Annotated in this window: 10 protein-coding genes; 1 reads left to right on the top strand and 9 read right to left on the bottom strand. The window is 67.2% G+C overall.

Annotated features, from left to right (window positions below; all coding sequences use genetic code 11):
• Positions 1-4 precede the first annotated feature (4 nt).
• A complete protein-coding gene (locus AZC_RS02710; RefSeq protein ID WP_012169065.1) occupies positions 5-703 on the bottom strand; it encodes a CvpA family protein in 699 nt (232 codons plus the stop codon).
• Between the two features lie 109 nt (positions 704-812).
• A complete protein-coding gene (radA, locus tag AZC_RS02705) occupies positions 813-2,228 on the bottom strand; it encodes a DNA repair protein RadA (RefSeq protein ID WP_012169064.1) in 1,416 nt (471 codons plus the stop codon).
• A 240-nt stretch (positions 2,229-2,468) separates the two neighbouring features.
• On the opposite strand from radA, the gene AZC_RS02700 reads away from it, so the two are divergent.
• On the top strand, positions 2,469-3,437 hold the full coding sequence (locus AZC_RS02700) for a 2-hydroxyacid dehydrogenase (RefSeq protein WP_043878818.1): 969 nt from the start codon (positions 2,469-2,471) through the stop codon (positions 3,435-3,437).
• 46 nt (positions 3,438-3,483) lie between these two features.
• On the opposite strand, the gene AZC_RS02695 is transcribed toward AZC_RS02700, so the two are convergent.
• The 7 genes from AZC_RS02695 to pal form a co-directional block, all read right to left on the bottom strand.
• Complete coding sequence (locus AZC_RS02695; protein WP_043878817.1) at positions 3,484-3,807, bottom strand: hypothetical protein; 324 nt, start codon at positions 3,805-3,807, stop codon at positions 3,484-3,486.
• A 140-nt stretch (positions 3,808-3,947) separates the two neighbouring features.
• Complete coding sequence (locus AZC_RS02690) at positions 3,948-5,426, bottom strand: replicative DNA helicase (protein ID WP_012169061.1); 1,479 nt, start codon at positions 5,424-5,426, stop codon at positions 3,948-3,950.
• A gap of 187 nt (positions 5,427-5,613) precedes the next feature.
• A complete protein-coding gene (locus tag AZC_RS02685) occupies positions 5,614-6,873 on the bottom strand; it encodes an SAM-dependent methyltransferase (protein ID WP_012169060.1) in 1,260 nt (419 codons plus the stop codon).
• Between the two features lie 694 nt (positions 6,874-7,567).
• Positions 7,568-9,490, bottom strand: a complete 1,923-nt coding sequence (gene ftsH / locus AZC_RS02680) for an ATP-dependent zinc metalloprotease FtsH (RefSeq protein ID WP_012169059.1) — start codon at positions 9,488-9,490, stop codon at positions 7,568-7,570.
• Between the two features lie 95 nt (positions 9,491-9,585).
• The gene (tilS, locus tag AZC_RS02675) at positions 9,586-10,683 is read right to left on the bottom strand and encodes a tRNA lysidine(34) synthetase TilS (RefSeq protein WP_052285834.1); all 1,098 of its coding nucleotides are present in this window, start codon (positions 10,681-10,683) and stop codon (positions 9,586-9,588) included.
• Positions 10,670-11,569, bottom strand: a complete 900-nt coding sequence (ybgF, locus tag AZC_RS02670) for a tol-pal system protein YbgF (RefSeq protein ID WP_052285833.1) — start codon at positions 11,567-11,569, stop codon at positions 10,670-10,672. Before ybgF ends, tilS begins: the two co-directional genes overlap by 14 nt.
• A gap of 217 nt (positions 11,570-11,786) precedes the next feature.
• The gene (gene pal / locus AZC_RS02665; protein ID WP_012169056.1) at positions 11,787-12,281 is read right to left on the bottom strand and encodes a peptidoglycan-associated lipoprotein Pal; all 495 of its coding nucleotides are present in this window, start codon (positions 12,279-12,281) and stop codon (positions 11,787-11,789) included.
• Positions 12,282-12,533: the final 252 nt, after the last annotated feature.

The following is a 12,533-nucleotide window of genomic DNA, read 5'->3' as shown; positions in this document are numbered from 1 at the left end:
CGGCTCACTGGCCGCTGGCGCGCGTGCTTTCGAGCAGTTGTTCGAACCCTTGCCGCGCATCGCGGCGGTATCCGGCTTGACTGACTTCGATGCTGGTGCTCGCCCCAGCAGCGAACGTGGTTCTCCCCCCACGCTCCGTACGCGGGCCGTTGGTCGAATCGGGGGGTGTGGACCCGTCATCGCTGGCCGGCGGCTTCTTTAGCCGTTTCAAGATGGTGTTTTCCGGATCGTCCGGCAACAAGGAGACGATCCAATTTCCCGCGTTTTGCATCACCGGGCGCGACTTGGCGTTCAGCACCCACGGCGGCTGGGACTTGTCCGGCACGAGCCAGTTGAAGAAGAGGAAGGCGATCACCATGACGAGGAAGCCGCGGGCGAGGCCGAAGGCGAAGCCCAGCGTACGGTCGAGCGCGCCGATGCGGCTGTCCAGCACCGCGTCCGACAGGCGGGCGCTCAGGATGGTGACGATGAGCAGCGTGCCGAGGAAGAGGCCGCCCACGGTGACGGCCGTCGCCACCATGTCCTGCGCGATGTACTGCTTCGTCACCGGCAGGAGCTGCGGATAGAAATAGACGGTGACGCCGGCGGCGGCGACCCAGGAAACGATGCTCAGCACTTCCCGGATGAGGCCACGCACCATGGCGAGAAGGCCTGAAATCAGCATCACGCCGATCAGGATCAGATCAAGCAGCGTCACTGGCATCGGTGCGTGGATCCGTCAGTGCGGCCGCGTCGGCTCTGGCCGGCGGTCGGTGGGAAAATGGCGGAGCGCCGTGAGCGGCGACGTATAGCGGGCGTGCGGGGCGCCGTCATCATCCCTCTTCATCCGACATCGCGGGCTTGGGCATCGCTGCTCTGCGCGGAGCGCGGGCGGCGATCCCGGCCACGAGGCCGGCGAGGGAGGAGATGGTGTCCACTTCGAGCCCGCTGGCGCTGCCGTCGGCAAGCTGGGGCATCACCACCTTGTTGAAGCCGAGCTTGGCCGCCTCCTTGAGGCGGGCCGCCGCCTGGGAGACCTGCCGCACCGCGCCCGTGAGGCTAACTTCCCCAAAGAACACAGCATCCGGCGGCAAAGGCGCGCCCGTAAGGGAAGAGACCAGCGCCGCCGCAACGGCAATGTCCGCCGCCGGCTCGCTGATGCGCAGGCCGCCGGCCACGTTCAAATAGACGTCATGTCCCCCGAGCCGCACGCCGCAGCGGGCGTCCAGCACCGCGAGCACCATGGCAAGGCGCGCCGAATCCCAGCCCACGACCGCACGGCGCGGCGTGCCGAGGCTGGAGGGGGCGACCAGAGCCTGGATCTCCATGAGCAGCGGGCGCGTGCCCTCCATGCCGGCGAACACCGCCGTGCCGGGCGCCCCGGCATCGCGATGGGAAAGGAAGAGTTCGGAGGGGTTTGGCACCTGCGAGAGGCCGGTGCCGGTCATCTCGAAGACGCCGATCTCGTCCGTCGGCCCGAAGCGGTTCTTCTGGGCGCGCAGGATGCGGAACTGGTTGGCGCCGTCGCCCTCGAAGGAGAAGACCGCGTCCACCATGTGCTCCACCACGCGGGGACCGGCGATCTGCCCGTCCTTGGTCACGTGGCCGACAAGGATCACCGCCGCCCCGCTCTGCTTGGCATAGCGCACAAGCAACTGGGCGGAGGTGCGCACCTGCGTGACCGTGCCGGGGGCGGATTCCACGGAATCGCTCCACAGGGTCTGGATGGAATCGATCACCACGAACTGCACCGCCGCCCCGGCGGAGAAGGTGGCGAGGATGTTCTCCGCATTGGTCTCGGCGGCCAGCGCCACGGGCGCCTGGGCGAGACCCAGCCGGCCGGCGCGCATGCGCACCTGATCCACCGCCTCTTCGCCAGACACATAGATAACGCGGTGCCCGGCCTTTGCGAGCGCGGCGGACGCCTGGACGAGCAGCGTGGACTTGCCGATGCCGGGATCCCCGCCCAGCAGGACGATGGAGCCGGGCACGAAGCCCCCGCCCGCCACCCGGTCCAGTTCGCCGATGCCGGAGACAAGGCGGGGCGCAGGCTTGGCCTCGCCGTGCAGCGTCTCCAGCGGCACCGCCCGGCCCTTGCGGCCCGCGCGCTGGGCGGCAGGCACGGTGGCGGCGAGGTTCGTCTCTTCCGAGATGGTGTTCCAGCCGCCGCAGGCATCGCACTTGCCCTGCCAGCGGTTATAGACCGCCCCGCAGGACTGGCAGACATAGGACAGGTCGCGTTTCGCCATCACACCTCGCCTAGAGCGCGATCCGAGCGGATTGAATCCATCCGCTCGGTGGATCGGCCTCTGACCTAAAGAAAGAGCACGCGCCCGTGAGCCGGCGGCAGTTCCCCGTGCGCCACATAGCATTCCCCATGCGCTGGGTGTAATGCCCGCATGGCGGCCATGAGCAAAGGGCCATTCTCATTTGTGCACCAACGCTATAGCTTGCCATCCTTCCCCTCTCCCTTCCTGAAGGACTGCGCCATGGCGCCGGGTTCCGTCGAGCTGCTCGTTCTCATTCCGTTTCCGCCCCATGAACTGGCGCGGCTCGAGGCCGTCTTCAAGGTGACCTATGCGCCGACGCCCGAGCAGCGCGCGGCGGCCATCGCCGCCAAGGGGCCGGACTTCCGCGCCGTCCTGACCCACGGCACCGCCGGCATGACCGCCGCCGAGATGGACGCCATGCCCAAGCTCGAGATGATCTCCTGCTTTGGCGTCGGCTATGACCGCATCGACGTGCAGGCGGCCATCGCCCGCCGCATCATCGTGACCCATGGTCCCGGCACCAACACCATTTCGGTCGCCGATCACACGCTGGCGCTGATGCTCGCCGCCATCCGTCGTATCGCCTCGCAGGACCACGCCGTGCGGCAGGGCCAGTGGCACGAGGCCCGTCATTCGACGCCCGAACTCACCGGCATGCGCCTCGGCCTCATCGGCTACGGCTCCATCGCGCGGGAAGTCGCCCGCCGCTGCGAGGCCGGATTCTCCATGACGGTCGGCTACCACAGCCGCCGCAAGGCCACCGACACGGCCCACACCTATTATGAGACGCCCCTCGCCTTGGCCGAGGCATCCGACGTGCTGGTGGTGGCGGCGCCCGCCAATCCCCAGACGCGGCACATGGTCAACGAGGCGGTGCTCACCGCGCTCGGCCCCAATGGCTACCTCATCAACATCGCCCGCGGCTCGCTGGTGGACACCGACGCGCTGATCGCCGCCCTCAATGCGGGCCGCATCGCCGGCGCGGGTCTCGACGTGGTGGATGGCGAGCCGGTGGTTCCCGCCGCCTTGCTGCAGGCGCCCAACCTCGTCATCACGCCCCACAGCGCGGGCCGCTCGCCCAATGCCGAGGACAACATGACCACCTTGGCGCTGCGCAACCTCAATGCGCATTTCGCCGGCCGGCCGGTCGAAACCCCGGTTCCGGAGTGCGCCAAGGCGGCCGCCTGAGCGCCGAACCTTTCGAAAAGGACTCCGCCCGGCGCCGCCGGGCGGGTCAACCGGCCTTGCGGAAGGCCATCGGCGCGCCGGCGCTCAGCAGCAGCTCGATCTCGCTGAGCACGGCATCGGCATCCGCAAAGGCAAGGTCCGTCTCGGCCCCATCCGCATCGGGCACGAGGGGGGCCCCATCGGCCTCGCGGGACAGCACATCGTGCAGGAGCGAGAGCTGGGCCGTTTCCTGCACGGAGCGCTCATATTCGCGCTCGGCGAGCAGATAGATCGCCTCCCGCCAGACCGACGCGGCGTCCGCATAACGGCCGGAGGCGACGAGATCCGCCACGAAGGCGTCTTCGGGGGAGAGAGCGGGGCTGAGGTCCATGGGCAGCCGGTCCTGCCGCGAATCGGCTCGCGGGTGCGGAGAATCATCGCTGCGCCGCGCCGCCGCTGTCGAGCCTTGCCTCACCGCAACCGCCATCTGATTCACTCTGTCGCACCCGGCGGGCCGGGCGCGGCGCCGCGTCAGTGACGGTCGGGGAAGCGGTCCTCGCGGGCGAGATTGCCGAAGCGGGTGAACTGCGCCTCGAAGTGCACCTTCACCGTGCCCGTGGGACCGTGACGCTGCTTGCCCACGATGATCTCAGCCATCGCCTCGCAGGCCTTCATGTCGGTCTCCCACTTGAACCATTCCTCGGTTCCGGGCTTGGGCTCGCGGCTCTTGAGGTAATATTCCTCGCGATACACGAACATGACCACGTCGGCGTCCTGCTCGATGGAGCCGGATTCGCGAAGGTCCGAGAGCTGGGGGCGCTTGTCGTCGCGGCTTTCCACCTGACGGGAGAGCTGGGACAGCGCCATGATGGGCACGTTCAGCTCCTTGGCCAGCGCCTTGAGGCCGGTGGTGATCTCGGTGATTTCCTGCACGCGGTTGGAGCTGGCCTTGCCCGAGCCCGACAGCAGCTGGAGATAGTCCACCACCATGAAGTCGAGGCCGCGCTGGCGCTTGAGGCGGCGGGCGCGGGCCACGAGCTGGGCGATGGAGATGCCGCCGGTGTCGTCGATATACAGCGGCACTACCTGCATGGACTGGGCGGCGGCGGCGAGCTTGGAGAACTCGCTTTCCGAGATGTCGCCGCGGCGGATCTTGTAGGAGGCGATCTCCGCCTGCTCGGCCAGGATACGGGTGGCGAGCTGCTCGGACGACATTTCGAGCGAGAAGAAGCCCACCACGCCGCCGGACACCGCCTCGATGGAGCCGTCCGGCTTCTGCTCGCCGCGATAGGCGGAGGCGATGTTGTAGGCGATGTTGGTGGCGAGCGAGGTCTTGCCCATGGCCGGGCGCCCCGCGAGGATGATCAAATCCGAGGGCTGGAGGCCGCCCATCTGGGCATCGAGATCGTCGAGCCCGGAGGCGATGCCGGAGAGGTGGCCCTCGCGCTGGAAGGCGCGGCTCGCCATGTCCACCGATTCGCGCAGTGCATCGCCGAAGCGCACGAAGCCGCCGTCGTAGCGGCCGGATTCGGCGATGGCGTAGAGGCGCTTTTCCGCTTCCTCGATCTGGTCCTGCGGCTGCGCCTCGATGGGCGCGTCATAGGCATCGTTGACGATCTCCTCGCCGATACGGATCAGCTCGCGCCGCACCGAGAGGTCATAGATGGCCCGGCCGTAGTCCTCGGCATTGATGATGGTGGTCGCCTCCGCCGCGAGGCGGGCGAGATATTGCGGGCCGTTGAGGCCGCCGACGTCCAGGTCCGCCGGGAGGAAGGTCTTCAGCGTGATGGGCGTCGCGATCTTGCCGGCGCGGATCAGCGAACCGGTCAGATCATAGATGCGGCCGTGCAGGGGCTCGTAGAAATGCTCCGCCTTCAGGAAGTCGGAGACGCGATAGAAGGCCTCGTTATTGACGAGGATCGCGCCCAGCAGCGCCTGCTCGGCCTCCACATTGTGGGGCGGCTGGCGATAGGCGGGCAGGTCCTCCTTCGACGCGGCAAGATCGAGCATCGGTCACGTTCTGTCTGGGTGGGCGGCTCCCAGATGTACCAGATCGTAGCCGGCTTTTGCGGACGAGATGCGCCTGCCGTCCCGTGTGAAGAATTGTGGGGATGCGCCGGCCTCCACGCTTGCGGGCCGCACGGCGCCTGGATTTCCGGTTGCCCACAGGGCTGTGGGCAACCGGTGGGTACCGCCGCTATTCGCCGGCGAGCCGGAGCGGCGGCGCGTGCACGGCGAACTCCGCCGCCCGCAGCCGCTCTTCCGCCGCCGCGAGATAGTCGCGGGTGATCGGCACGGCCTCCTGCCGGCGGGCCAGCTGGATCTGGAACACCATCATGTTCTGGTGGCGGAAGGCCATCTCCGAACCCGCCAGATAAAACTCCCACAGGCGGCAGAAGCGCTCGTCCGTCAGGCGCTTGGCCTCTTCCCGGTGGGCCATGAAGCGCTCCCGCCAGGCCTTGAGCGTTTCGGCATAATGCAGGCGCAGGATCTCGATGTCGGTGACGATGAGACCCGCCTTCTCGATGTGCGGGAGCACTTCGGAGAGCGCGGGAATATAGCCGCCGGGGAAGATGTATTTGGCGATCCAGGGATTGGTGACGCCGGGCGGCTCCTGCCGGCCGATGGCGTGCAGCATCATCACGCCATCCTCCTTGAGGAGGTCATGCGCCTTCCGGAAGAAGGTGCCGTAATGGGCGACGCCCACGTGCTCGAACATGCCCACCGAGACGATGCGGTCGAACGTCTCCGGCACATCACGATAGTCCTGCAGGCGGAAGTCCACATGCCGGTCGAGGCCGCGCTCCTTCACCCGGCCCTGGGCCACCGCAAGCTGCTCCTTGGAGAGCGTGACGCCGGTGACATCGGCCCCGCCCACCTCCGACATGTAGAGCCCGAGGCCGCCCCAGCCGCAGCCGATGTCGAGCAGCTTCAGGCCGGGCCGGTCCAGCATCAGCTTGGCGGCGAGATGGCGCTTCTTGGCAAGCTGGGCATCGTCCAGAGACTGGTCCGGATGCTCGAAATAGGCGCAGGAATATTGGCGGTCTGAATCAAGGAAAAGCGAATACAGGCGTCCGTCGAGATCGTAATGGTGCGCGACGTTGCGCTGGGAGCGGCCGCGCGGATTGAACTGGGCGATGCGGCGTCCGGCCATGCGGGCCAGCAGCATCAGGCGCGAGGCGATGGTCGGCGTGGTGACGCCGGGTTGGGCCATCACGAGGTCCAGAAAATCGGTGATGCTGCCCTTCTCGATGACCAGCGTGCCGTCGGTGATCGCCTCGCCGATCTCGAGTTCCGGATCGAACAGCACCGCGCGTTCGGCCGACTTTGTGGTGAAACGGATATGAACCTTCGGATCACCCGTGCCGGCCACATAGGTCCGGCCGGTAGCGGTGGTGACGCCGAGACTTCCACGGGTCATCACGCGCTTCAAAACACGCTCAAGCAAGGCCTCCATTGCACAGCCTCCATCTGAAATGTGCCCGCCTCCCTGACCCGGGCCTCCCCTCCCGGCGGAATGGACGTCGCTCGGCAGCCCCCATGGCGGCCAGAGCAGCTGTTTTCATTTCATTCGAACAATCCGTCGCTCCCGTCCGCACGGTTTCGGACAAGGTGGCAGCGGTGATGGCGCATCGGGTTTCCAGCCGCTGATGCGGCCCAACTCTCGGAAACGCTACGGACAGGAGAAAGTGGCGGGATACCGCACAGTTTTGATGCAATCCGCCGGAGTGCCGACGGAAGCAGCAAATGACACCACCGAATTGACATTTCTGCAACATGCCGCAACGGCAGAGCCAAGAGGCCGTTAAGGGGCGGCGCCTCGGGCGCGCGCACATCTTCTTGCCCTCCGAAGAGCGCGGTTTTCCGCGCCTTTCGACGATGAAGACAGCATCGGACTTTTCAAAGCGCACGGAGACCCGCCGCAAAGTACACGCGAACGTGTACTTGTCCGCGTCGCGACGCATGCGTCCGACGGTGACTCAGAAGGCCGACATGAAGCAGTCGGATCACTCCGGCGCGGCGACACCCTCTGACCGGGGCTCACTCCGTCCAGCGCACCCGTTAGCGTCTTCGGACACAAAAAACCCCGCCGGAGGACCGGCGGGGCTGTGTCTTGAAGTCCGGGGTCGGCCGGGACCGATCCGATGGGATCAGGCCTGCGGCTGCGGCTCAGGATTGCCGCCCGGACGGGGACGGTTCTTGCCGGCTCCGGCGGTGGGAACAGTCGGGCCACGCGGGTTGGCGGGCTCGATCACCGTGTCGCGCACCGGGGGCTTGCCGTTCAGCAGGTCCACGATCTCGTCGCCGGTCAGCGTCTCGTACTCGAGCAGGCCACGGGCCAGCGTCTCGAGGTCCACCGCCTTCTCCGAGAGGATGCGCTTGGCCTCGACATAGCCCTCGTCCACCAGACGACGCACTTCCTTGTCGATGGTCTGCGCCGTCGCCTCGGAGACGTTCTGGGTGCGGCCCATGGACATGCCCAGGAACACCTCGTCCTGGTTCTCGCCATAGGCCACCTGGCCGAGTTCGTCGGAGAAGCCCCAGCGCGTCACCATCATCTTCGCGAGGCGGGTCGCCTGCTCGATGTCGGACGCCGCGCCGGAGGTCACCTTGTCATGGCCGAAGATCAGCTCTTCCGCCACGCGGCCACCCATCATGATGGCGAGTCGCGAGGTCATCTGCTCGTAGGACATGCTGAGCTTGTCCCGCTCGGGCAGTTGCATGACCATGCCGAGGGCGCGGCCGCGCGGAATGATGGTCGCCTTGTGCACCGGATCGGTGGCCGGCACGTTCAGCGCCACGATGGCGTGTCCGCCCTCGTGGTAGGCGGTGAGCATCTTCTCTTCCTCGGTCATCACGAGGGAGCGACGCTCGGCGCCCATCATCACCTTGTCCTTGGCGTCCTCAAACTCGACCATGGTGACCATGCGCTTGTTGCGCCGGGCCGCCATGAGCGCCGCCTCGTTGCAGAGGTTGGCGAGGTCCGCGCCGGAGAAGCCGGGCGTGCCGCGGGCGATCACCTTGAGGTTCACGTCCGGGGCGATCGGGATCTTGCGGGCATGCACCTTCAGGATCTGCTCGCGGCCGACCACGTCCGGGTTCGGCACCACGACCTGGCGGTCGAAGCGGCCGGGACGCAGCAGCGCCGGATCGAGCACGTCCGGACGGTTCGTGGCGGCGATGAGGATGATGCCCTCGTTCGCCTCGAAGCCGTCCATCTCCACGAGGAGCTGGTTGAGGGTCTGCTCGCGCTCGTCATTGCCGCCGCCGAGACCGGCGCCGCGGTGGCGACCCACCGCGTCGATCTCGTCGATGAAGATGATGCACGGGGCATTCTTCTTCGCCTGCTCGAACATGTCGCGCACGCGGCTGGCGCCGACGCCCACGAACATCTCCACGAAGTCGGAGCCCGAGATGGTGAAGAAGGGCACGTTGGCCTCACCCGCGATGGCGCGGGCGAGCAGCGTCTTACCGGTGCCGGGCGGGCCGACGAGCAGCACGCCGCGTGGGATCCGGCCGCCGAGGCGCTGGAACTTCTGCGGATCGCGCAGGAAGTCCACGATCTCGGTGAGGTCGCTCTTGGCCTCGTCGATGCCGGCCACGTCCTCGAAGGTCACGCGGCCGTGCGCCTCGGTCAGAAGCTTGGCGCGGCTCTTGCCGAAGCCCATGGCCTTGCCGCCCGCGCCCTGCATCTGGCGGGACAGGAAGATCCAGACGCCGATGAGGGCGATGAAGGGCAGCCAGGACACCAGCAGGCTGACGAACCACGGCACGTTGTCAGACGGCGGGCGGGCGGTGATGGACACGCCCTTGCCGTAGAGCCGCTGGACGAGCGTCGGGTCGCTGGGGGCATAGGTCTGGAACTGGCGGCCGTCCGTGAAGGAGCCCGAAATATTCGGCCCCTCGATCACGACGTCGCGCACCCGGCCCTGGTCCACGTCCGAGAGCAGCTGGGAGAACGAAATGTCGTTCGCGCTGCTCCGCTGCCCCGGGCTCTGGAAGAGCGAGAACAGAGCCAGCAGCAGCAGGACGATGATCACCCAAAGGGCGAAATTGCGTAGGTTGGCGTTCATTGGTCCCTCATGGGGCGCAGCAATCCGTTCCGGAGCGGCTTACACAGACAGACGAAGCCTGCTCCCCTCCACGTCCCGCGGCGTCCACCCGTAATTTAGGGGTCGCCCCCCTCCTTGCCAAGGACGAGTGCCCCGCTCGTTCCTGAATTTGCGGCGAGGTGGGCTGCCCCAGCCTGTCGCGCCGGTGCTTGGACGATAGACAGACTGCCTTGCTTCAGGGTGACCAGGGCTCCTGCCAGAGTACGCCGCAGACGGCCCGGCTGGATCACCGCCGCGCGAAGGGCTTCCAGCAGCCGCTCTGCCTTGGCGAGTTCGACGGGCCCCTCGGTGGCGCGCAGGGTCAGCGCCCTCATCAGCAGGCGGAGCGCGATTTCCTGCGGCAGGCGAAAAAAGCCCTCCGCATCAAGGCGCGTCCCGGCCTCGTCGTCCCAGCCGCCATGCACCAGCAGCTTCTGCGCGGCATCGGTCGCGGCCTCCAGCGCATCGTCCGCCCGCGCCGCCCGCTGGGCCAGCACGGCGAGACGCGCGGCGTCCAGCCCTTCCGCGCCCAGCAGGGGCGAGATCGCCCGCAGGCGCGGGCGGGCATAGCGCGTGTCCTCGTTACTTGGATCACGCACGAAGGGGGTGCCGGACACCGCCAGCGTGGCAACAAGCCGCGCCTTGGCGATGGACAGGAAGGGCCGCAGCACCGCGAGGCCGTTGCGCCGGCTCACCGGCCGCATGGCGGCCAGCCCGCCGATGCCGGAGCCGCGGCAGAGGCGGAACAGCACGGTCTCGGCCTGATCGTCCTGGGTATGGGCAAGCGCGAGGCCATCCAGCCCGTTCTGCCGGGCGAAGGAGCGCAGCAGCGCGAAGCGCTCGTCGCGGGCCGCCTCCTGAATGCCGGAGCGCGGCTTCGGCCCGCGCCACGGCAGGATCACATGGGGCAGGCCGAGTTCTTCGCACAGGGCACCGACGGCGAGGGCCTCGTCCGTCGCCTCGGGGCGCAGGCCGTGGTCCACCGTCGCCACGAAGAAGCTCGGGCCGTCCAGCAGCCCGTAGCGCCAGATGCGGGCGAGCACGAGCATGGCCGTGGAATCGGGGCCGCCCGACACGCCGAGAAGGATGCGCCGGTGGCCGCGGAAGATCCCGAACAGCCCCTCGAGTTCTTCCTCCTCGATGGGAGGCGCGTAGTCCTGCTCAGCAGCCTGCACGTTTTTGCTCACGCTCCACAGCTTGACGCACATTCGATGTAGCCCGAGGGAACTTCCGGTCCACCTCGGCGAAAGTTGCGCAAGCCGCCTCCCGTTCGTTCAGCGCGGCCAGCGACTGGCCGAGACGAAGCAAAGCATCGGGTGCCCGCGTGAAGTTTGGATATTTTGTCGAGACCTGCAGAAACTGCTCTGCCGCCTCCTTATAGGTCTGCCGCAAATAGAGCGTTTCGCCAAGCATGAACGTGGCGTCGGGCGTCAGGCGGTCCGTGGGATAGGTCTGCAGGAACTGCTTAAAGGTCTGCTCCGCCTGCGGATAATCCTGCCGCTGCACGTAGGAATAGCCGAGGTCGTAGAGGTCCTTGGGTGTGGACGCTGCGGCAACACCGGCGGCCACAGGGGGCCGCTGGGCGCCCGAGCCGATGTCGAGCGGCGCGCCGGCAGGACGCGGCGGCGCCACGGACGCACTGGTGGGCGAGCCCAGCGGCTGCGGCACGCCGGGCGCAGCGGGATCCTCGGAGGGCTCGAACGCGTCCGACCGGCGGCCTCCGGAGGCAACGGGGGGCGTCACGGGCGGGCGCGGCGCCGTCGCGGCGGCCGGCGGCACGCCGCCCGCACCCCGCGCACCGAGCTGCTGCTCGAGCTGTTGATTGCGATACTGCAACTGTTCGATCTGGCCGGTGAGCACGCGCAACTGGTTTTCGATGCGCTCCACACGCATCAGAAGCTCGCTCTGCTGGTTGGCGACCGTATCGTTCTGAACATTCGCCGGCGGCTTGAAGATGTCGCCAAACAGCCCGTTGCCCGACTGCTGTGCCAGCGCCGGCCCGGTCAGCAAGGCGGCAGTAGCCGCCAGAAGTGCAATCTTGACGAGGGCGGAATGTTTCATGGCGCCATACGCTGAAAACACTGATCAAACTAGGGAGCTGCCTCCCTCGCATCTCACCTTAGGCGTTCGATAACGTCCAAAGTGTGGCCCCACAACGACTGTATCAAATCGCAAAAGCAAAAGAGCCGGCGTGGAGGACGCCGGCTCTCTAGCACGAAACGCAGGTAACTTAGGAATGCCTCGGCGGGGGCAGAGACATTCTTTTTGTGACCAAGCCTCAGCTCGTCGGATTGAGCACGGTGACGGCGCGGCGGTTCTGCGACCAGCAGGAGATGTCGTTGCAGACAGCAACCGGCCGTTCCTTGCCGTAGGAGATGGTCCGCATGCGGGCCGGATCGATGCCGCGCGAGGCGAGATAGTCGCGCACGTTCTGGGCGCGCTTGGCGCCGAGCGCGATGTTGTATTCGCGGGTGCCGCGCTCGTCCGCATGGCCTTCGATGGTGAAGGTGTAGCGGTTATACTGCTGCAGCCACTGCGCCTGGCGGTCCAGAATGGCGCGCGCCTCGGGCGAAAGGTCGGTCTGGTCGGTGTCGAAGAAGACACGGTCGCCCACGGAGACGACGAACTCCTGCGGCGAACCGGGAGGGCCGCCGGCCCCGTTCATGCCAGCCCCGCCATTGGCGTTCGGATTGTTGGCGCAGGCGGCGAGCGCCAGCATCACACCGATCATGGCGGCGAACCGGAAGCCGCGCGCAAAACCCAAATGAAGCATTCCGGTGTCTCCCTTCGTGACTCAACCCGGATGGTAACGTTAAGAGCCTGACCTCGGCGCCGGGGCGCGGCCATCCGCTCTCATCAAAGCCTGACGTGCTCTAGCAGCCGCCTGGTTAAGCGGAAGTTCCGCCATCCCGGCCATTCCACCCTCGGACCCGACGTCAACGCCGTTGGACCCCACGACCGCTTTTTATGGTTCGCAAATTCTGAAGATGCCTTTGAGCGCGATCCGAGCGGATTGAAACAATCC

It is taken from the genome of Azorhizobium caulinodans ORS 571, from assembly GCF_000010525.1.
GTDB classification, from domain to species: Bacteria; Pseudomonadota; Alphaproteobacteria; order Rhizobiales; family Xanthobacteraceae; genus Azorhizobium; species Azorhizobium caulinodans.
Note: the sequence above shows the minus strand (reverse complement) of the source record. Positions and strands in the feature narration are given on the sequence as shown.

Excerpts from the sequence above, each read along its gene's own strand:
- AZC_RS02710 (WP_012169065.1), bottom strand. The coding sequence starts at position 703 with ATGCCAGTGACGCTGCTTGATCTGATCCTGATCGGCGTGATGCTGATT.
- radA (WP_012169064.1), bottom strand. The coding sequence starts at position 2,228 with ATGGCGAAACGCGACCTGTCCTATGTCTGCCAGTCCTGCGGGGCGGTC.
- AZC_RS02700 (WP_043878818.1), top strand. The coding sequence starts at position 2,469 with ATGGCGCCGGGTTCCGTCGAGCTGCTCGTTCTCATTCCGTTTCCGCCC.
- AZC_RS02695 (WP_043878817.1), bottom strand. The coding sequence starts at position 3,807 with ATGGACCTCAGCCCCGCTCTCTCCCCCGAAGACGCCTTCGTGGCGGAT.
- AZC_RS02690 (WP_012169061.1), bottom strand. The coding sequence starts at position 5,426 with ATGCTCGATCTTGCCGCGTCGAAGGAGGACCTGCCCGCCTATCGCCAG.
- AZC_RS02685 (WP_012169060.1), bottom strand. The coding sequence starts at position 6,873 with ATGGAGGCCTTGCTTGAGCGTGTTTTGAAGCGCGTGATGACCCGTGGA.
- ftsH (WP_012169059.1), bottom strand. The coding sequence starts at position 9,490 with ATGAACGCCAACCTACGCAATTTCGCCCTTTGGGTGATCATCGTCCTG.
- ybgF (WP_052285833.1), bottom strand. The coding sequence starts at position 11,569 with ATGAAACATTCCGCCCTCGTCAAGATTGCACTTCTGGCGGCTACTGCC.
- pal (WP_012169056.1), bottom strand. The coding sequence starts at position 12,281 with ATGCTTCATTTGGGTTTTGCGCGCGGCTTCCGGTTCGCCGCCATGATC.